Consider the following 17,980-nt stretch of genomic DNA (forward strand, 5'->3'; position numbering starts at 1 on the left):
GGCTTGCGGTGCGCGCTCGCGTTTTCTATGGCTATCCCAAACAGAACAGGGCGGATGCACAAGATGGACAATCGGACCAATACGATCGCCGGCTGGGTGCTCGCAGGCTGTGGTGCGGCGCTCGGGTTGTCGATCGTCGGCGGGATGATGTTCCACGGCGAGCGCCCCGAGAAGATGGGCTATGCGATCGAGGGCGTGGTCGCCGAGGGCGGCGAGGGTGCGGCCGCCGAAGTGCCGATCGCCTCGCTGCTGCCGACCGCCGACGCCGCCAAGGGCGCCGAAGTGTTCAAGAAGTGCGCCGCCTGCCACACCATCAACCAGGGCGGCGCGAACGGCGTCGGCCCGAACCTGTACGCAACGGTCGGCGAGGAGATCGCCAAGGGCAAGAACGGCTTCGCCTTCTCGTCGGCATTGGCCGGTATCGGCGGCAAGTGGGACTTCGACAAGATGAACGCGTGGCTGACCTCGCCGCGCAAGTTCGCGCCCGGGACGAAGATGACGTTTGCGGGCCTCGGCAACGCGCAGGACCGGGCGAACGTGATCCTGTATCTCAACCAGCAGGGATCGAACCTGCCGTTGCCGGCGGCCCCTGCGGCTGGCGCTGCGCCGGCTGCCAAGGATGCGGCGGCCAAGGATCAGCCTGCGACGGCAAATGCGGCGGAGGCTGCGGCTACGAAGGGCGCGCCGACTGCGGATATCGCGAACACCGGAACGCCGGCGTCGGGTGCGCCGTCGGTGGATCCGGAAGCAGCTCGCAAGGGCGCGCGCTCGGAGAAATAAGGCGACCAACTCCCTCTCCCCTCCGGGGAGAGGGTCGGGGTGAGGGGCTGCCAAGCAGTGCGGCGCCTGGAACAGCCCCTCACCCCAGCCCTCTCCCCGGAAGGGGGAGAGGGAGCAGAAGGGATTACCCCCCGGAGAAATCTCAGCCCTCGGCGGCTTCCTTCTCCGCCCGCTCGCGATAGAACGACTGCACCGCGTCCCAGGCCTCGTCCGCAGTCTCGACGTAGCGGAAGATTCCCAGGTCCTTCTCGCTGACGACGCCTTCCTCGACCAGCGCATCGAAGTTCACGACCCGCTCCCAGAACTGGCGCCCGAACAGCAACACGGGAATCGGCTGGATCTTGCCCGTCTGGATCAGCGTCAGCAGCTCGAACAATTCGTCGAACGTCCCGAACCCACCCGGAAACGCAGCAAGCGCCCGCGCATGCAGCAGGAAGTGCATCTTCCTGAGCGCGAAATAGTGGAACTGCACCGACAGCGACGGCGTGACGTACGGGTTCGGCGCCTGCTCGTGCGGCAGGACGATGTTCAGCCCGATCGACTCGGCACCGACGTCGTCTGCGCCGCGGTTCGCCGCTTCCATGATCGACGGACCGCCGCCCGAGCACACCACGAACTGCCGCCAACCACGCTCGTCGCGCGGCAACACGCTGACCTTCGCCGCCAACTCACGCGCGACGTCGTAATATTTCGACTTCTCGACCAGCCGCTCGGCGATCTTCTTCGACTTTTCGTCGGTGGCGAGCTTCAGCAGCGCCTGCGCCTTCGAAGGCTCGGGGATACGTGCCGACCCGTAGAACACGAACGTCGAACCGATCTTCGCCTCGTCGAGGACGAGTTCGGTCTTCAGCAGTTCGAGCTGGAACCGCACCGGCCGCAGGTCTTCGCGCAACAGGAAATCCATGTCCTGGAAGGCGAGCCGGTAATGCGGGTGCTGCGTCTGGGGTGTGGAAACGGAGTCGCGAGCGGACTCGGCATCCTGGCTGGCGTTCGGAAAAACGCGCGATGGTACTCGTGTATCGGTCATTCAGGCGCGATTAGAGGAAACGCGAGGGCAGGGCTAGAGTGGTGCGCTAGCGGCAGAAATTGGCGCGGTCGTCTTCGAGGTGGAGGTGGTTGCGGTGCGCGGCGTTGTAGTCGGGGCTGAGCACCGTGCCGAACCGCTTGCACGCCGATGCGTGGATCGTCTGGAGGAACTGGCGGACCTGCGGGTCGGGCGAGTTCCAGTCGTTGAGCACCGTGATCCGCCGCCCATCCTTCAGCACGAACCCGCCGACATCGATCGCGTTGGCGATCGCGTGCCCCGATCGCCGGCCGGTATTTCGTGCCGAGCCGACGATGTTGCGGCACGCATAGCTCCCCATGCTGTCGACCCGCGCGAGTTCGCTACCGAGCATCTGGTACGCGGCCGGCGCGACCGCGTTGCGCGTCCAGCCAATGAACGCGCGCGCCGCACCGCAACGGACTGCGGTGAGGTTGGCGACCGGTACGCCGATATCGACAAGCTTCACGGCGCCGTTCAGCCCGCAACCCGGCCCCGTCTCGCGGTCGGGCAGAACCTGGAACGAGACGTGCAATTCGCGTAGATCGGCGAGGCACTGCGCGGTCTCGCGGTTGCTCGGGACGGAGAGGTTGGGGCGAGTCTGTCGTGGGGCGCTGGGCCGAACGGCGCGACCGCATCCGGCTAGCGTGACGAGTGCGATCGGCACTATCGTGCGAAACCAGAGATTATTCGACCGTCGCATCCTCCGCGATCTGTGGCGGAGCTTGGCGGATGTCGCCAGCCCTATCGCGCTGCATCTGCGACAGGCGGCGCATGATCGTCGCCAGGGCGATCGTCAACGCGATGTCGACCGGCACCGCGGCGACCGTGAACCACGAGGCGGCGATCAACTGCTCGGCGGTCTCGGCGTGCATGGACAGGCGAAAGTCGATGTTGGAAATGATCGACGATGAGATCCAGCAGCCCCACCATATCCGCAGCACCGCGGGAATGGGCACGGCATCGGGTGCGTGCGGATCGGCGGAGACCTGCCATGTCTCGCTGACCGCCTGGAACGGTTTCCAGAGATTGGCGATGGGCACGAAGAACCAGCCGACCGCCCAGCCTGGCGTGAGCGTCATCGCCGGACCGATGGCCTGCGCGTTGCGGCTGGAGCGATAGATCCAGCGCAGCACCGCTATGCCGGCAACGACGACCGCAACGAAATTGAGCACGCCTGTCGCACCGAGGACCTGCTCCAGACCCGCGAACGACTCTGCCGGGGCGATCGCGCCGCCGAGGCCACCCAGCGCGCCGATCGTGTAAAGTGCGGACAGGCCGAGCGCCGCGTCGGTCGCGAGCCACGTCCAGATCAGCGCCGTGGCGATGCGCGTGAGCCGCGCAGTGTCGACCAGTGGCTCGGGACCGTCGGCAACGGGGATATAGGCCGGATCGATCACGACGCCTTGACCATTATGCTGCGCAATAATCGTGCGCTTGCCGCGCCAGCGCCTTTGGCAGAATTGCGCATGTCGTTTCCCCCAAAATACGCAGGGTAGTGACGGTAGCGAAACGAGACAACTGTGCTCGATACGGTTGACACCCCGACGAACGCCGTTAGGGCCGGCGACGGGCCACGCGGTCCCAACGCCGCGCGTGCTCTCTGTGAGGAGAGATACATTGACGAATACGCTTACCGCACCCGTTAACGGTGCGCTCGACCAGCCGACGACGAAGCCGGCACGTCCCTTCTTTTCCAGTGGTCCCTGCGCGAAACCTCCGGGTTGGTCCGCGGACAAGCTCGCCACCGACTCGCTCGGTCGCTCGCATCGCTCGAAGATCGGCAAGACCCGCCTCCAGTACAGCATCGACCTGATGCGCGAACTGCTGAAGCTCCCCGATACGCACCGCATCGGCATCGTCCCCGGCTCCGACACCGGCGCTTACGAGATGGCGATGTGGACGATGCTGGGCGCCAAGCCCGTCACCGCGCTGGCGTGGGAAAGCTTCGGCGAGGGCTGGGTCACGGATGCCGTGAAGCAGCTCAAGATCGACCCCACGGTGGTGCGCGCCGATTACGGCCAGCTGCCCGATCTGGGTTCGGTCGACTGGTCGAACGACGTGCTGTTCACCTGGAACGGCACCACCAGCGGCGTGCGCGTGCCGAACGCGGACTGGATCCCGGACGACCGCGAGGGGCTCTCGTTCGCCGATGCGACCTCCGGAGTGTTCGCGTACGACATCGACTGGACGAAGATCGATGTGGCGACTTTCTCGTGGCAGAAGGTACTCGGCGGCGAGGGCGCGCACGGCGTGCTGATCCTTGGGCCTCGCGCGGTCGAGCGGCTTGAGAGCTATACGCCCGCGTGGCCGTTGCCGAAGGTGTTCCGCCTCGTCTCGAAGGGCAAGCTCACCGAGGGCGTGTTCAAGGGCGAGACGATCAACACGCCGTCGATGCTGGCGGTCGAGGATGCGATCTTCAGCCTCGAATGGGCGAAGTCGCTGGGTGACGATGGGTTGATCAAGCGGTCGGATGCGAATGCGGCTGCTTTGGACAGGATCGTGGCGGAGCGTGATTGGCTCGGTCACCTGGCGGTCGATCCGGCGACGCGGTCGAAGACCAGCGTGTGCCTCACGGTCGAGGGTGCGGACGAGGCGTTGATCAAGGCGATGGCCTCTGCGTTGGAGAAGACTGGCGCGGCGTATGACGTGGCGGGTTACCGCGATGCGCCTCCGGGGCTCCGCATCTGGTGCGGCGCGACCGTCGACACTGCCGATATCGAAGCGCTCGGCCCCTGGCTCGACTGGGCCTACGCAACCGCCAAGGCTGCCTAACTAGCTACCGCGTCTTTTACGTCTTTCTTCCAACAACCACCCCCATCCGTCATCCCGGCGCACGCCGGGACCCATGGACACGGAGCATCCGCTTATGAAGCGGACCGCAACCGTGGGTCCCGGCGTCCGCCGGGATGACGGGGAGGGGTGAGGATCAGAACGGAAGGCGGCACCCCAATTCACCGAATTTCCAGGAGCAATCCCATGCCAAAAGTCCTCATTTCCGACAAAATGGATCCCCGCGCCGCCCAGATCTTCCGCGAGCGCGGGGTCGAGGTCGACGAGATCACCGGCAAGACGCCCGCCGAGCTGATCGCGATCATCGGCGAGTATGACGGCCTCGCGATCCGCAGCTCGACCAAGGTTACCAAGGAAATCCTAGAGCACGCCACCAACCTAAAGGTCGTCGGCCGCGCCGGCATCGGTGTCGATAACGTCGACATCCCCGCCGCCTCGGCTAAGGGCGTGGTCGTGATGAACACACCGTTCGGCAACTCGATCACCACCGCCGAGCACGCGATCGCGCTGATGTTCGCGCTCGCCCGCCAGCTGCCCGAGGCGGACGCTTCGACGCAAGCCGGCAAGTGGGAGAAGAACCGCTTCATGGGCGTCGAGCTGACGTCGAAGACGCTCGGCCTGATCGGTGCGGGCAATATCGGCTCGATCGTGGCCGACCGTGCGCGTGGCCTCAAGATGAAGGTCGTCGCGTTCGATCCGTTCCTGACGCCCGAGCGCGCGATCGAGATCGGCGTCGAGAAGGTCACGCTCGACGAACTGCTCGCGCGCGCCGACTTCATCACGCTGCACACGCCGCTGACCGACCAGACGCGCAACATCCTCTCGGCCGAGGCGCTCGCCAAGACCAAGAAGGGCGTGCGGATCATCAACTGCGCCCGCGGTGGCCTGATCGACGAGGTCGCGCTGAAGGCGGCGCTTGATTCGGGGCAGGTCGGCGGCGCAGCACTCGACGTGTTCGTCGAGGAGCCCGCCAAGGCATCGCCGCTGTTCAACACGCCGAACTTCGTCAGCACGCCGCATCTCGGCGCGTCGACAACCGAGGCTCAGGTCAACGTCGCGATCCAGGTCGCCGAGCAAATGGCCGATTTCCTGATGTCGGGCGGCGTCACGAATGCGCTCAACATGCCGTCGCTGTCGGCCGAGGAAGCGCCTAAGCTGAAGCCGTACATGGCGCTGGCGGAAAAGCTTGGGTCGCTGGTCGGGCAGTTGACGACGGGTGCGGTGTCGCGGATTTCGGTGCATACCGAGGGTGCCGCGGCCGATCTGAACGCGAAGCCGATCGTGAGTGCGGTGCTCGCGGGCTATCTCCAGACGCAGACCGCGACGGTCAACATGGTCAACGCACCGGTGCTGGCGCGTGAGCGTGGCCTCGAAGTGCGCGAAGTGCGTACCGAGCGCGAGGCGGATTACCACACGCTGCTGCGCGTCTCGGTGAAGACCGAGGATGGCGAGCGGTCTGTGGCCGGCACGCTGTTCGGTGATTCGGCGCCGCGGTTGGTCGAACTGCTGGGGATTAAGATCGAGGCCGATCTGGCGGGTCCGATGCTGTACGTCGTCAATGAGGATGCTCCGGGGTTCATCGGGCGTCTGGGGACGGCGCTTGGCGAAGCTGGGGTGAACATCGGGACGTTCCATCTGGGTCGTCGTTCGGCGGGCGGCGAGGCGGTGTTGCTGCTCTCGGTCGACGAAGCCGTGACGCCCGACCTGTTGACCAAGGTCCGCGCGCTGCCAGGCGTGAAGACCGCAATGGGCCTGAACTTCTAACAAGACTCCCTCTCCCCTTGGGGAGAGGGTAGGGGAGAGGGGCAGTACCGAGAGATGGCGTTTGGGGCGGCCCCTCTCCCCGGCCCTCTCCCCGAAGGGGAGAGGGAGTCGTGGCCAAAACCGATGACAGCATGCTGGGCCGGGCGAAGGCGATGCGGTCCGGACAGACTGGGCCGGAAATGCGGTTCTGGTACGAAGTTCGCGCCAAGCGCTTCCAAGGCGTGAAGTTCAGCCGCCAAGTCGTGATCGGCCCATTTATCGCCGATTTCGTCGCGCGCTCGCACATGCTTGTCGTCGAGCTTGACGGCGATACGCACACCGATCAAGCACGCGACGCCCGCAGGACGGCGTGGCTGGAAGAGCAGGGATATCGGGTGATCCGTTTCGCCAATACCGATGTGATGACCAATCTCGAAGGCGTTTTGCAGGTGCTCGGCGATGCACTGGTGACGCGCGTGGACCTGATACGATGACCGCACTCCTCCCCGAAGGTTTCCGAGATCGCCTCCCCCCGTTCGCCGATTCGGCGGCGGCGCTGGAAGCGCGCGTGCTCGAAGCAGCGCGTCTCCACGGCTACGAGCGTGTCGATCCGCCGCTCGCCGAATTCGCCGACGGGCTGGAGATGCGCCTTAAAGCGGGTGGCCTTCACGACGCAGTGCGCTTCGTCGATCCGGTGTCGCAACGCACCCTTGCGATCCGCCCCGACATCACCGCACAGGTCGCGCGGATCGCGGCCACGCGGATGGGCCATCACCCACGTCCGGTCCGCCTGAGCTACGCCGGCTCCGTCCTCAAACTGCGGGCGTCGCAGCTTGCCCCCGCCCGTGAGACCCGGCAGATCGGCTGTGAGTTGATCGGGCTCGACTCGGTTGCCGCGGCGCAGGAGCTCGTCGCGGTTGCAGTCGACATGATCGCGGCCGCCGACGTTACCGGCGCGTCGATCGACTTCACGCTGCCTGACTTGGTGCCGACGCTGGCCGCCGGACCTTTCCCCGTCGCGGATGACCTCGTCGCAACCTTGCGCGATCGGCTCGACGCGAAGGACGCAGGTGCCGTCGCCGCGCTCGCGCCCGCCTACCTCCCCCTGATCGAAGCCGCCGGCCCGTTCGACCAGGCGATGGACCGCCTCCGCGCCTTCGACACCACCGGTGCACTCGCCTCTCGCCTCGACGGTCTCGCACGCATCGCCGAAGCGCTGGACGGCCGCGTCGCGCTCACACTCGATCCCACCGAGCGCCACGGGTTCGAATATCAGACCTGGCTCGGCTTCTCGCTCTTCGCCGACGGCTCGCCACGCGAAGTCGGCCGCGGCGGCACCTACACCGTGGTCCACGAAACCGGGGCCGAGGAAGCCGCGACGGGTTTCTCGCTCTATGCCGATGCGCTCGTCGAACGCGTCGCCACCGTCGATCGCCGTCGCCTCTTCCTCCCGTTCGGCACGCCCGCCAGCGAAGGCGCAGCAATGCGCGCGCAAGGCTGGGTCACCGTCGCTGCACTCGACGCAGGCGACACCCCCGAAGCACAAGTCTGCACGCATCTATGGGTAGCAGGCGAGCCCCGCGCGCTGTAGGCGCTGCGCGTAATCCTCAGGAGATAGAGTTTGGCCAACGTAGCAGTCATCGGCGCGCAATGGGGCGACGAAGGCAAGGGCAAGATCGTCGACTGGCTCGCCGAGCGTGCCGACATGGTCGTGCGCTTCCAGGGCGGGCACAATGCCGGCCACACGCTGGTCGTCGGCGACAACGTGTACAAATTGTCGCTGCTGCCGTCGGGCATCGTGCGCGGGACCCCGTCGTTCATCGGCAATGGCGTGGTGCTCGATCCCTGGGCGCTGAAGGACGAGATCGCGCGATTGGGCGCGCAAGGCGTGACCGCAACGCCGGAGACGCTGCGGATCGCCGACACCTGCGCGCTGATCCTGCCGTTCCACCGCGATCTCGATGGACTGCGTGAGGATGCGAGCGGCGCCGGCAAGATCGGCACCACGCGTCGGGGCATCGGCCCTGCGTATGAAGACAAGGTCGGCCGCCGCGCGATCCGCGTCTGCGACCTCGCGCATCTCGACGATCTCGGCCCGCAGCTCGATCGCCTCACCGCGCATCACGACGCGCTACGTGCCGGCTTCGGCGAGCCGCCGATCGATCGCGCGCGCCTGATCGCGGAACTGCGCGAGATCGCTGGCTTCGTGCTGCCGTTCGCCAAGCCTGTATGGCGCGATCTCAATGCCGCGCGATCGGCCGGTAAGCGTATCCTGTTCGAGGGCGCGCAGGGCGTTCTGCTCGACGTCGACCACGGCACGTATCCGTTCGTCACCTCGTCGAACACGATTGCGGGCGCAGCGGCTGGCGGTTCTGGCCTCGGGCCATCGGCGGTCGGCTTCGTGCTCGGTATCGCCAAGGCGTACACGACGCGCGTTGGTTCGGGGCCTTTCCCGACCGAGCTCGAGAACGAGACTGGCGAACGGCTGGGCGTACGTGGGCATGAATTCGGCACCGTCACCGGGCGGAAGCGCCGCTGCGGCTGGTTCGACGCGGTGCTGGTACGCCAGGCGGCAGCGGTCGGCGGCATCACCGGGATCGCGCTGACCAAGATCGACGTGCTCGACGGGTTCGAGACCGTGTCGATCTGCACCGGCTACAAGTTGCGCGGCGAGACGCTCGATTATTTCCCGGCGCATGCGGCGGACCAGGCGCTGGTCGAGCCGATCTACGAGACGATGGAAGGCTGGCAGGAGACGACTGCGGGTGCACGCAGCTGGGCCGACCTGCCCGCGCAGGCGATCAAGTATATCCGCCGTATCGAGGAGCTGATCCGCTGCCCGGTGACGTTGGTGTCGACCAGCCCGCAGCGGGTTGACACGATCCTCGTCCGCGATCCGTTCTCGGACTGAGCAGACACTAAAAAGCCGGGCGATCGCTCGCCCGGCTTTTCATTTACTGTAGAGACGTCGGATCAGCGCGGAGTTGTCGTGCCGGTCGTTCCGCCCGTGGTCGAACCCATCGTGCCGGTGGTCGTGCCACCCATCGTGCCCGTGGTTCCGGTCGAGCCGCCCATCGTGCCGGTCGTACCCATCGTACCAGTCGTACCGCCCATCGTGTCGGCGCCCATCGTGCTACCGGTCGTGCCCGACATCGTGCTGCCCGTCGTGCCGGTGCCGCTCATGGTGCCCGACGTCGTGCCCCGCGTACGGCTGCGAGCCTTGGTGCCACGCTGCGTGCGAGTCGTGGTCGTCGAACGGGTACTGGTCGAGGGATTGGCCTGATCCATCGTGCCGGTCGACATGCCGCCGGTCGTGCTGCCTGCGGTCGAACCGCCCATGGTGCCGCCGCTCATCGTGCCACCCGTGGTGCCGCCCATCGAGCCGCCGGTGCCCGTCTGCGCCATTGCCACGCCCGGAATGATCAGCGCCGCCGCTGCGATCGAAGTCAGAATACGCATTTCGCTCTCCTATGTTATTGAAGAGCAAGCGCTTCAGTCCTGCATAGGTTCCGACCTCAGCCGCACTGGCCCCGATGCAGCAACGCCTGGTCGGCCAGCACGAGCGCCACCATCGCCTCGACCACGGGGACGCCGCGGATGCCGACGCACGGGTCGTGACGCCCCTTGGTGGCGATTGTCGCGGCCTCGCCGGTCGGGCTGATCGTCTCGACCGGGGTGAGGATCGAACTGGTCGGCTTGAACGCGACGCGGAGCCGGATCGGCTGGCCGGTTGCGATGCCTCCAGCGATGCCGCCCGCATGGTTGGCGAGAAACTCCGGGCCATCCACGCCTGGCCGCATCGGGTCGGCATTCGCTTCGCCCGACAGAGCGGCAGCGGCGAACCCGTCTCCGATCTCGATGCCCTTGACCGCGTTGATGCTCATGCAGGCCGACGCGAGTTCGGAATCGAGCTTGGCATAGAGCGGCGCCCCCCAGCCGGCCGGCACGCCGGTCGCCTCGCACGCGATCACCGCACCGAGCGACGAGCCTGACTTGCGCGCTGCGTCGACGAGTATCTCCCAGCGGGCGGCGGCGGCGGCGTCCGGGCAGAAGAACGGGTTCTGGTCGATCTGCGCATCGTCGAAGTTGGCCGGATCGATCGCATCGCCACCGATCGCCTCGACCCACGCGCGAACGCGGACCTGCGGCACGACGAGCCGCGCGACCGCACCGGCGGCAACGCGCGCTGCCGTCTCGCGCGCCGACGACCGCCCACCACCACGGAAATCACGAAACCCGTATTTCGCGTCATAGGCATAGTCGGCGTGACCGGGGCGATAGGCCTTGGCGACGTCCGAATAATCCTTCGAGCGCTGGTCGACATTCTCGATCATCAGGCTGATCGGCGTGCCGGTGGTGCGCCCCTCGAACACGCCCGAGAGGATGCGCACCGTATCCGGCTCGCGCCGCTGCGTCGTGAAGCGCGAGGTGCCGGGCCGGCGCTTGTCGAGCCACGGCTGAATATCGGCCTCGGTCAGCGGGATGCCGGGAGGACACCCGTCGACTACGGCGCCGAGCGCAGGGCCATGGGACTCGCCCCAGGTGGTGAAGCGGAACAGTCGTCCAAACGTATTGAAGCTCACTTGCCCCTCTCCCCAACGGGGAGAGGGAGGGGCCCGTGCGAAGCATGGGAGGGTGAGGGCACGCGCGTGAGTCCATCAAGGATCGCGGCGAGCACGCCGTCCATCCGCTGCATCACGTCGTTGTTCCAGACACGGATCACACGATATCCCTTGGTGGCGAGGAAAGCGGTTCGGCTGTCGTCATAGGCGACGTCCCCGATATGTTGGCTGCCGTCTACCTCGACGACCAGCATCGCGTCCATGCAGAGAAAGTCGGTGATGAAGGGGCCGATCCAGACTTGGCGGCGGAATTTGAAGTTGCCGAGACGACGGTTTCGGAGACGGTACCAAAGCCGGTCCTCCGCTTCGGTCGCATCGCGACGTAGCTCTCGGGCTCGGTTCAGTGCTTCGGTGCCGTCGTGTTGCCTCACCTTGCCCTCACCCTCCCATGCTTTGCATGGGCCCCTCCCTCTCCCCGGAGGGGGAGAGGGTTATACCAAAGCAATATCAGGCGCGTCTTCGGCCTTCATGCCGATCACGTTGTAGCCGGCGTCGACGTGGTGCGTCTCGCCCGTCACGCCCGAGGCAAGGTCGCTCAGCAAGTACAGCCCAGCACCGCCGACGTCGTCGATCGTGACGTTGCGCTTTAGCGGCGAGTTCAGCTCGTTCCACTTCAGGATCAGGCGGAAATCACCGATCCCGCTCGCCGCCAGCGTCTTGATCGGACCCGCCGAGATCGCGTTGACGCGGATATTATCGCGACCCAGATCGACCGCGAGATACTGCACGCTCGTCTCCAGCGCCGCCTTCGCGACCCCCATCACGTTGTAATGCGGAATGACCTTCTCCGCGCCGTAATAGCTGAGCGTCAGCATTGCGCCGCCCTCGGTCATCATCTTGGCCGCGCGCTGCGCCACCGCGACGAACGAATAGACCGAGATGTTCATCGTCATCAGGAAATTGTCGAGGCTGGTATCGACGAACCGCCCGCGCAGCTCGTTCTTGTCCGAAAAGCCGATCGCGTGGACGACGAAGTCGATCGTCGGCCATTCCTGCGCCAGCTTGTCGAAGGTCGCATCGAGCGCGCCCATGTCCGACACGTCGCAATCGAACAGCCGCGCCACGCCCAACTGCTCGGCGAGCGGGCGGACGCGCTTCTCCATCGTCTCGCCCTGGTAGCTGAACGCGAGGTCCGCGCCCGCCTCGGACAGCTTCTTGGCGATCCCCCAGGCCAGCGACTTGTCGTTCGCCAAGCCCATGATCAGCCCACGCTTGCCCGCCATCAAACCGTTCACGCCGTCCCCGCCTATACCTGCATATCCGTAGCAGGCTGCTCTAGCGTTGTTTCGGGTGGTTCCGCCAGTGCTGCGTTGAGATGCGCACCGAATACCAGCCCGAGCCCGATGACATAGAAAAATAACAGCATGATGACGACACCCGCCAGACTGCCATAGGTGAGGTCGTAGCCACCGAGCCGCGACAGGATCACCGGCAGCAGCGCGGTCGCACTGACCCACCACGCGGTGGTGAACAGCGCACCCGGCCATTTGCGGCACTTCGAATAGCGATAGCGCGACGGGGTGACCGAGTAGAACAGCAGGTACAGCGCACCGAACATGAGCAGGCCGGGAATCAGCCGCGACAGCCCGACCCACCCCGCCGCGTCCTGCGCGAAGGGGACGAGGCGGTAGATGAACTGCTCCGCCGCGGTAAGGATACCCTGGACGAGGAACGACAGCAGCGCGATCACCACCGACAGAATGATCACCGCGGACGATCCAAGCCGCGATTTCCAGAATGGCGCGGTCGCCTTGATCCCGTAGGCGCGGTGAAAGATGTCGCGGATCGTCTCGACGAAGCTGCCGACCGTCCACAGCCCGACCAGCGCGCCGAGCCACAACAGCGACCCGGTCCGCGCGGCGAGCACGTCGGCAATCGGCTTGCGCAACAGGTCGCCGACGTTCGGCGGCAGGACGTTGAGGAACGACTCGACCGCGCGCACCGTCTCGACGCTCTGCCCGAAGATCGACAGGATCGCGGCTGCGACGATGAAGAACGGAAACACCGTCATCAACGCAAGATAGGCCAGGTTCCCGGCGTGGATGAACCCGTCGTTGAACACGCCGATCGCGGCACGCTTGAACACCTCGAACGCGTAGCTGCCCGGCCTGACCTTCGCCATGCCGCGGTTGAGACGGGCACGCGTTGCACCATGATCATGGGCGCGCGCTTCGGGCGAAAGGGGACTATCATTCACAAGGCGTTCAGACGCCCATGGCCCCCCGAGGGTTCCCCGCCTCGCGTCCATCCCAGCTTTCGACAAACGCCGTCAGCGCCGCATCGTTCGCTGGAATGTCGATCATCAGCGTAACCAACTGATCGCCCCGCGTGCCACTTTTCTTGTGGAAACCCTTGCCCTTGAGGCGCAACGTCTTCCCCGAGGTCGTACCCTTGGGGATCGTCAGCATCACCGGCTTGTCGACTGTCGGCGCCTTGATCGCCCCCCCCAGCACCGCCTCGGCGAGCGTGATCGGCAGGTCGAGGCGGACGTCGTCGCCGTCGCGCGTGAAGAACTTGTGCGGCTGAACCTCGATCGTCAGGATCGCATCGCCCGCGCCGCCCGGACCCTGCTCGCCCTTGCCGGCCAGCTTCATCTGCGTGCCGGTCTCGACTCCGGCGGGGAGCTTGAGATCGAGCGTCTTGCCGTCCGCGAGCGTCACGCGCTGCGGCTCCAGCGTCGCGGCCTCGACGAACGGCACCTGCAGGCGATACGCGGCATTCTCGCCCTTGGGCTGCGGGCGCCGACCGAAGCCGCCGGAGAACCCGCCGCCGCCGCCACGCTGCGCGCCACCGAACAGGCCCTCGAAGATATCGCTCATGTCGGCCCCGCCGGCGCCGCTCTCATAGCCTTCGCTGCGGAAGCCGCCGCCGGGCTGGGGTCGCCCGCCACCGCCGCCAAAGCCGAACGGCGACGCCGGATTGCCGTCGCCGTCGATCTCGCCGCGATCGAACCGTGCGCGCTTGTCCTTGTCGTTCAGCAGGTCGTACGCGTTGGTGACCGTGCTGAACCGCTCCGACGCCTTCGGGTTGTCCTTGTTGCGATCGGGATGAAGCTCCTTCGCGAGCTTGCGGTACGCCTTCTTGATGTCGGCTTCGGTCGCGTCGCGCGCTACACCCAGAGTCTTGTACGGATCGGCCACTTACGTCCCCATTCTAACTTGCGCGTCTATGTGGGGCGGTGCGCAGCGCAACGCAATTGCGCGCGGGGTGTTTGGTTGCACGAGAGGAACGATCATGACTGAGAAGCAACCGATGCAGGGCGTGCCGAAGAACGACGACGGCGCGAAGCAGAAGGACGGCGTCAACAACGCGCCGGCCAAGGACAAGGGCGGCGAAAGTGGCGGCGGCTCGTATCCGAACCCGCACGACGAGAAGAAGTAAGGTCGACCTTATCCTCCCCTATGAGGGGAGGTGGCAGCCTGCTTGGGCTGACGGAGGGGTGACCCGCCATCGAGAGGGCAACACCCCTCCGTCTGGCAAGCGCCAGCCACCTCCCCTTGCAGGGGAGGATCACATTTTCCCTATGTGAATTCCAACGGCGCGACATCGACACTAACATCCATGTTCTGCGCCCCCGACCCGAGCACCACCCCGTCGACCGGCGCGATCTCGGCATAATCCCGCCCGACCGCCATCACGATGTGATCGCTCGCCATCCAGATCCCGTTGGTCGGATCGACCCCGACCCAGCCGCGCACCGGCCCGCACCACAGCAGCACCCACGCATGCGTCGCATCGGCCCCGACCAGCCGCGGCTGACCCTCGGGCGGGATCGTCCGGATATACCCAGACGCATACGCCGCCGGCAGCCCTGCCGCGCGCAAGCCCGTGATCATGATCTGTGCGAAATCCTGGCACACGCCCTTGCGCTGGAGGAACGCCTCGTGCGGCGGCGTATCGACCAACGTCGCGTCCGCATCGAATTCGAACTCTACCTGGATCCGGCGCGCAAGCGCGATCCCGGCTTCCAGTGCGCCCCGGGAAGGATCGAGATCCACCGCGCAATAGTCCGCGATCGCCTGGTCGAGCGGGATCAGCGGCGAGGGATAGATGTAGTTCGCCGGACTCGCCGCGGAAAGATCAGTGCTCGCCCGCGCCATCGCCGCGATCTCGCCCAACGTCGGATCGCTCGCATCGGGCACCGGCACGAGGCGATCCACCGTCATCCGCGACCGGCTCTCGATCGTCAGGTGGCGAACCGGGCTGTCGACGACCAATCGCGTCACGTTGGCCAGCCCCGCCTCCGCCCGCGCCGCGCTGGTACGCCCGGCCGGATGCACCGACAGCGCATAGCTATCCAGATGCTGCCCCGGCCAATCGATCGGCTTCAACCGCAGATTGCACCGCGCAAACTTAACGCTCGCGCCGTAGTCGAACGTGGTGACGTGGCGAATGTCGTAGATCATGACCTGCTCCCTCTCCCCTCCGGGGAGAGGGCTGGGGTGAGGGGCTGTTCCAGGCGCAGCATTGCTTGGCTGCCCCTCACCCCGACCCTCTCCCCGGGGGGGAGAGGGAGTAGGCTACGCACGCCCACCCTCACGCCAACGTCAGCCCACTAGTCCGCAACGGCTCAGCCCCCTGCAGGAAATACCGCCGCGCCAGCGCATCCGACACCGCGCCGAGCCGCCGCTCGATATCCCCCAGCGTCTCCGCATTCAGCTCCGCGGCGGTCGCCGTCATCACGATCGCCTGCAACCCGGTCGCTTGAGCCTGTTGCGGCTCCGCCATCTCGTCGTCGCTCAGCACCGGCAACTCCGCCAACCGCGCCGCGATCCGCTCCGCCGAAAACGCCAACGAGCGCGGATTACCCGGATCGAGCGCCACCAGATCCATCACGGGCACGCGCGCGATACCCGTCGGATAGCGCTGCCGATAACTGATCTGGCTATCGGCCAGGTCGAGCAGCACCGACAGATCGTCCGGTGACGCCCCCGGCATCCCGAACAACCGGATCGCCCGCGCCATCGCCATCGCCCGCTCGATCCGCCGCCCGAGATCGTGAAAGCGCCAGGCCGCTGTCCGTCCCATATGCTCCGCCGACAACCCCGCGATCGCAGCGTACCGCCGTTGCAGCGACCCCGCCCGCTCCAGCATCCCGCGATGCGTAGGGAAGGGCGCTTCGAGCAACCGCACCATGTCCGCCGACAACCGATCGCGCGAGCCCTCGCCGATCTCGCGCGCATGGCGGTTGAGCGTGAGGATCGACTGCCAGCGCTCGTCCTCCATCGCGGTCCGCGCGAGCGCGGTCAGGTCGGCACGGCGCAGCGACGGCGGATGCGGCGCGCTCCCAGCCCCAACGATCAGCCCGACCAGCTTGCCGACCGTGGTGGGCGACAAGACGGCACCCCCATCGACGTCTATCGAATTGCCGAGCATCACGCGGATTGCGCCGAGCAGCGCTTCGCCGCGCTCCAGATAGCGCCCCAGCCAGTAGAAATTGTCCGCCACCCGGCTCGGCAACGTCCCCGGATTGCGCCGCACCTGGAGCGAGTCCGCAGCGGTCAGCAACGACACCGGCGCGACCGGTTCGGCACCATAGATGCAGACGTCGGCGGACCAGATGCCTTCGCCCATGACCGCCGCCCGTGCGTCGGGATGCTCCCCGATCCGCGCGAATCCGCCGGGGAGGACGGTCCATTCGCCGTCGCCGTTACGCGCCGCGAAGACGCGCAGGGTGAAGGGGCGGGGGACGAGCGCATCGCCGACCACGACCGGCATGGTCGAGAGCTGGACCAGTTCCTGCCCGACATAATCCTGCGGCCTGTTCGCCATGTCGGCGAGCAGACGCGCCCGCTCCTCGCCAGCAATATCGGCGCCTGCGGTCGGTGCACGGGTCATGCCGAGCGGACGCGAGTGGAATGCCGGACCGATCAGCAAACGATCAAAATTCGCCTCGACCTGCGCGCGCGCGCCGTCCTGCCCGCACCACCACGTCGCGATGTTGGGCAGTAGCAGGTCTTCGCCGAGCAGCGACCGTGCAAGTTGCGGCAGGAACGCCGAGAACGCCGGCGCCTCCAGCACGGCCGAGCCCGGCGCGTTCGACAGCACGACGTTGCCGGCCGCGTACGCGTCGATCAGCCCGGGCACGCCGATCTGCGAATGCGTGTCGAACGCCAGCGGATCGAGCAGCCGCGGGTCGAGCCGCCGCCACAGCGCATCGATCCGCTTGAGCCCGCCGATGGTGCGGACATAGACCTTGTCCTCGAGCGCGGCGAGATCGGCGCCCTCGACCAGCAGCAGCCCGAGATAGCGTGCGAGATGCGCCTGCTCGGGATAGCTTGGGTTGAACCGGCCGGGGGTCAGCAGCCCGATCCGCGGGTCGGTCCGCTTGCACATCGCCGCGATCCCGGCGCGAAACGCGGCGAAGAACGGCGCGTGCCGCTGGACGTTGAGCCGATCCTGCAACCCGCCGAGCGTGCGGCTGACCGCAATGCGGTTCTCCAGCGCATACCCGGCGCCGGCGGGTGCGCGAAGGTGATCGGCGAGCACGCGCCATTCGCCGGTCGGCCCGCGGCCGAGATCGATCGCGATGAAGTCGAGATGACGGCCACCGGGCGGGTCGAGCCCGACCATCGGCCGCAGGAAGAACGGGCTGCCGGTGACGAGCGCGGCGGGGATGTGGCCGTCGGCGACCAGCTTGCCCGCGCCGTAGAGATCGGCGATCACCGTCTCCATCAACGTCGCGCGCTGGATCACGCCGCGCTCGATGCCCGCCCATTCGCCGGCCTCGATCAGCAGCGGGACGGGGGAGACGGGCCAGGGGCGCTCATCGGGTTCGTCGGCGATGCGGAAGCCGGTGCCGATATCGACCGCATGCCGCTGGACGCGTTCGCGGATGTGGCCGAGGTCGTCCGAGGCGACCATCGCGAGCTCGGCGAACATCGCCGCCCAGGCGGGGTCTGCATCTTCGCAGAGCACGTCGGCGCCAGTGGTACGCGCGCAATAGTCGGCGATCCAACGCTCGGCATGGATCATAGCGTCGAAAAGGGGCGCGGTGTGC

The 17,980-nt window shown here is 66.6% G+C and carries 18 protein-coding genes; 7 read left to right on the forward strand and 11 right to left on the reverse strand.

The window, feature by feature from the left end:
- Positions 1-63: 63 nt before the first annotated feature.
- Positions 64-780, forward strand: a complete 717-nt coding sequence (locus BM244_RS09145) for a c-type cytochrome (protein ID WP_093399065.1) — start codon at positions 64-66, stop codon at positions 778-780.
- A 142-nt stretch (positions 781-922) separates the two neighbouring features.
- Here the strand turns inward: BM244_RS09145 and BM244_RS09150 are convergent, their stop codons facing one another.
- The 3 genes from BM244_RS09150 to BM244_RS09160 are packed head-to-tail and all read right to left on the reverse strand — an operon-like array spanning position 923 to position 3,222.
- A complete protein-coding gene (locus tag BM244_RS09150; RefSeq protein ID WP_056484830.1) occupies positions 923-1,807 on the reverse strand; it encodes an LOG family protein in 885 nt (294 codons plus the stop codon).
- Positions 1,808-1,853: 46 nt separating this feature from the next.
- Positions 1,854-2,525 carry an extensin family protein gene (locus BM244_RS09155; protein ID WP_093398616.1) on the reverse strand — a complete coding sequence of 224 codons (672 nt, stop codon included), beginning with the start codon at positions 2,523-2,525 and terminating at the stop codon, positions 1,854-1,856.
- Positions 2,509-3,222, reverse strand: coding sequence for a DUF4328 domain-containing protein (locus BM244_RS09160; protein WP_175518142.1), 714 nt, complete (start codon positions 3,220-3,222; stop codon positions 2,509-2,511). Before BM244_RS09160 ends, BM244_RS09155 begins: the two co-directional genes overlap by 17 nt.
- Before the next feature lie 220 nt (positions 3,223-3,442).
- Here BM244_RS09160 and BM244_RS09165 point away from each other — a divergent pair, with 220 nt between their 5' ends.
- From BM244_RS09165 to BM244_RS09185, 5 genes are all read left to right on the forward strand, one after another.
- Complete coding sequence (locus tag BM244_RS09165; RefSeq protein WP_093398617.1) at positions 3,443-4,597, forward strand: phosphoserine transaminase; 1,155 nt, start codon at positions 3,443-3,445, stop codon at positions 4,595-4,597.
- A gap of 204 nt (positions 4,598-4,801) precedes the next feature.
- Positions 4,802-6,379 carry a phosphoglycerate dehydrogenase gene (serA, locus tag BM244_RS09170; protein WP_093398618.1) on the forward strand — a complete coding sequence of 526 codons (1,578 nt, stop codon included), beginning with the start codon at positions 4,802-4,804 and terminating at the stop codon, positions 6,377-6,379.
- 152 nt (positions 6,380-6,531) lie between these two features.
- Positions 6,532-6,852: an endonuclease domain-containing protein gene (locus tag BM244_RS09175; RefSeq protein ID WP_093399067.1), complete on the forward strand. Its 321-nt coding sequence runs from the start codon at positions 6,532-6,534 to the stop codon at positions 6,850-6,852.
- Positions 6,849-7,949 carry an ATP phosphoribosyltransferase regulatory subunit gene (locus tag BM244_RS09180; protein WP_093398619.1) on the forward strand — a complete coding sequence of 367 codons (1,101 nt, stop codon included), beginning with the start codon at positions 6,849-6,851 and terminating at the stop codon, positions 7,947-7,949. The genes BM244_RS09175 and BM244_RS09180 overlap by 4 nt, the downstream gene beginning before the upstream one ends.
- A 30-nt stretch (positions 7,950-7,979) precedes the next feature.
- Positions 7,980-9,269: an adenylosuccinate synthase gene (locus tag BM244_RS09185; RefSeq protein WP_093398620.1), complete on the forward strand. Its 1,290-nt coding sequence runs from the start codon at positions 7,980-7,982 to the stop codon at positions 9,267-9,269.
- A gap of 62 nt (positions 9,270-9,331) precedes the next feature.
- On the opposite strand, the gene BM244_RS09190 is transcribed toward BM244_RS09185, so the two are convergent.
- The 6 genes from BM244_RS09190 to BM244_RS09215 all read right to left on the reverse strand — a co-directional run bounded on the left by BM244_RS09190 (position 9,332) and on the right by BM244_RS09215 (position 14,120).
- On the reverse strand, positions 9,332-9,817 hold the full coding sequence (locus tag BM244_RS09190) for a hypothetical protein (RefSeq protein ID WP_093398621.1): 486 nt from the start codon (positions 9,815-9,817) through the stop codon (positions 9,332-9,334).
- A gap of 56 nt (positions 9,818-9,873) precedes the next feature.
- A complete protein-coding gene (gene aroC / locus BM244_RS09195; protein ID WP_093398622.1) occupies positions 9,874-10,941 on the reverse strand; it encodes a chorismate synthase in 1,068 nt (355 codons plus the stop codon).
- Entirely contained in the window at positions 10,938-11,351 is a 414-nt protein-coding gene (locus BM244_RS09200; protein WP_175518143.1) for an endonuclease domain-containing protein, read from the reverse strand. Before BM244_RS09200 ends, aroC begins: the two co-directional genes overlap by 4 nt.
- Before the next feature lie 60 nt (positions 11,352-11,411).
- Positions 11,412-12,203: an enoyl-ACP reductase FabI gene (gene fabI / locus BM244_RS09205; RefSeq protein ID WP_060527290.1), complete on the reverse strand. Its 792-nt coding sequence runs from the start codon at positions 12,201-12,203 to the stop codon at positions 11,412-11,414.
- A 23-nt stretch (positions 12,204-12,226) separates the two neighbouring features.
- Positions 12,227-13,102: a YihY/virulence factor BrkB family protein gene (locus BM244_RS09210; protein WP_254784361.1), complete on the reverse strand. Its 876-nt coding sequence runs from the start codon at positions 13,100-13,102 to the stop codon at positions 12,227-12,229.
- Between the two features lie 82 nt (positions 13,103-13,184).
- Positions 13,185-14,120 carry a DnaJ C-terminal domain-containing protein gene (locus BM244_RS09215; protein ID WP_093398625.1) on the reverse strand — a complete coding sequence of 312 codons (936 nt, stop codon included), beginning with the start codon at positions 14,118-14,120 and terminating at the stop codon, positions 13,185-13,187.
- Positions 14,121-14,214: 94 nt separating this feature from the next.
- Between BM244_RS09215 and BM244_RS23075 the strand changes: the two genes are divergently transcribed.
- Entirely contained in the window at positions 14,215-14,361 is a 147-nt protein-coding gene (locus BM244_RS23075) for a hypothetical protein (RefSeq protein ID WP_175518144.1), read from the forward strand.
- A gap of 140 nt (positions 14,362-14,501) precedes the next feature.
- Here BM244_RS23075 and BM244_RS09225 read toward each other — a convergent pair whose 3' ends face one another.
- Complete coding sequence (locus BM244_RS09225; RefSeq protein ID WP_093398627.1) at positions 14,502-15,386, reverse strand: transglutaminase family protein; 885 nt, start codon at positions 15,384-15,386, stop codon at positions 14,502-14,504.
- Positions 15,387-15,516: 130 nt separating this feature from the next.
- The gene (locus BM244_RS09230) at positions 15,517-17,955 is read right to left on the reverse strand and encodes a circularly permuted type 2 ATP-grasp protein (protein WP_093399069.1); all 2,439 of its coding nucleotides are present in this window, start codon (positions 17,953-17,955) and stop codon (positions 15,517-15,519) included.
- Positions 17,956-17,980: the final 25 nt, after the last annotated feature.

Source organism: Sphingomonas sp. OK281, assembly GCF_900115295.1.
Taxonomy (GTDB): domain Bacteria; phylum Pseudomonadota; class Alphaproteobacteria; order Sphingomonadales; family Sphingomonadaceae; genus Sphingomonas.

What these genes read in the sequence shown, in the direction of transcription:
- BM244_RS09145 (WP_093399065.1), top strand. Translation starts at nt 64, where the DNA reads ATGGACAATCGGACCAATACGATCGCCGGCTGGGTGCTCGCAGGCTGT.
- BM244_RS09150 (WP_056484830.1), bottom strand. Translation starts at nt 1,807, where the DNA reads ATGACCGATACACGAGTACCATCGCGCGTTTTTCCGAACGCCAGCCAG.
- BM244_RS09155 (WP_093398616.1), bottom strand. Translation starts at nt 2,525, where the DNA reads ATGCGACGGTCGAATAATCTCTGGTTTCGCACGATAGTGCCGATCGCA.
- serA (WP_093398618.1), top strand. Translation starts at nt 4,802, where the DNA reads ATGCCAAAAGTCCTCATTTCCGACAAAATGGATCCCCGCGCCGCCCAG.
- BM244_RS09175 (WP_093399067.1), top strand. Translation starts at nt 6,532, where the DNA reads ATGCGGTCCGGACAGACTGGGCCGGAAATGCGGTTCTGGTACGAAGTT.
- BM244_RS09180 (WP_093398619.1), top strand. Translation starts at nt 6,849, where the DNA reads ATGACCGCACTCCTCCCCGAAGGTTTCCGAGATCGCCTCCCCCCGTTC.
- BM244_RS09190 (WP_093398621.1), bottom strand. Translation starts at nt 9,817, where the DNA reads ATGCGTATTCTGACTTCGATCGCAGCGGCGGCGCTGATCATTCCGGGC.
- fabI (WP_060527290.1), bottom strand. Translation starts at nt 12,203, where the DNA reads ATGGCGGGCAAGCGTGGGCTGATCATGGGCTTGGCGAACGACAAGTCG.
- BM244_RS09210 (WP_254784361.1), bottom strand. Translation starts at nt 13,102, where the DNA reads ATGGCGAAGGTCAGGCCGGGCAGCTACGCGTTCGAGGTGTTCAAGCGT.
- BM244_RS23075 (WP_175518144.1), top strand. Translation starts at nt 14,215, where the DNA reads ATGACTGAGAAGCAACCGATGCAGGGCGTGCCGAAGAACGACGACGGC.
- BM244_RS09225 (WP_093398627.1), bottom strand. Translation starts at nt 15,386, where the DNA reads ATGATCTACGACATTCGCCACGTCACCACGTTCGACTACGGCGCGAGC.
- BM244_RS09230 (WP_093399069.1), bottom strand. Translation starts at nt 17,955, where the DNA reads ATGATCCATGCCGAGCGTTGGATCGCCGACTATTGCGCGCGTACCACT.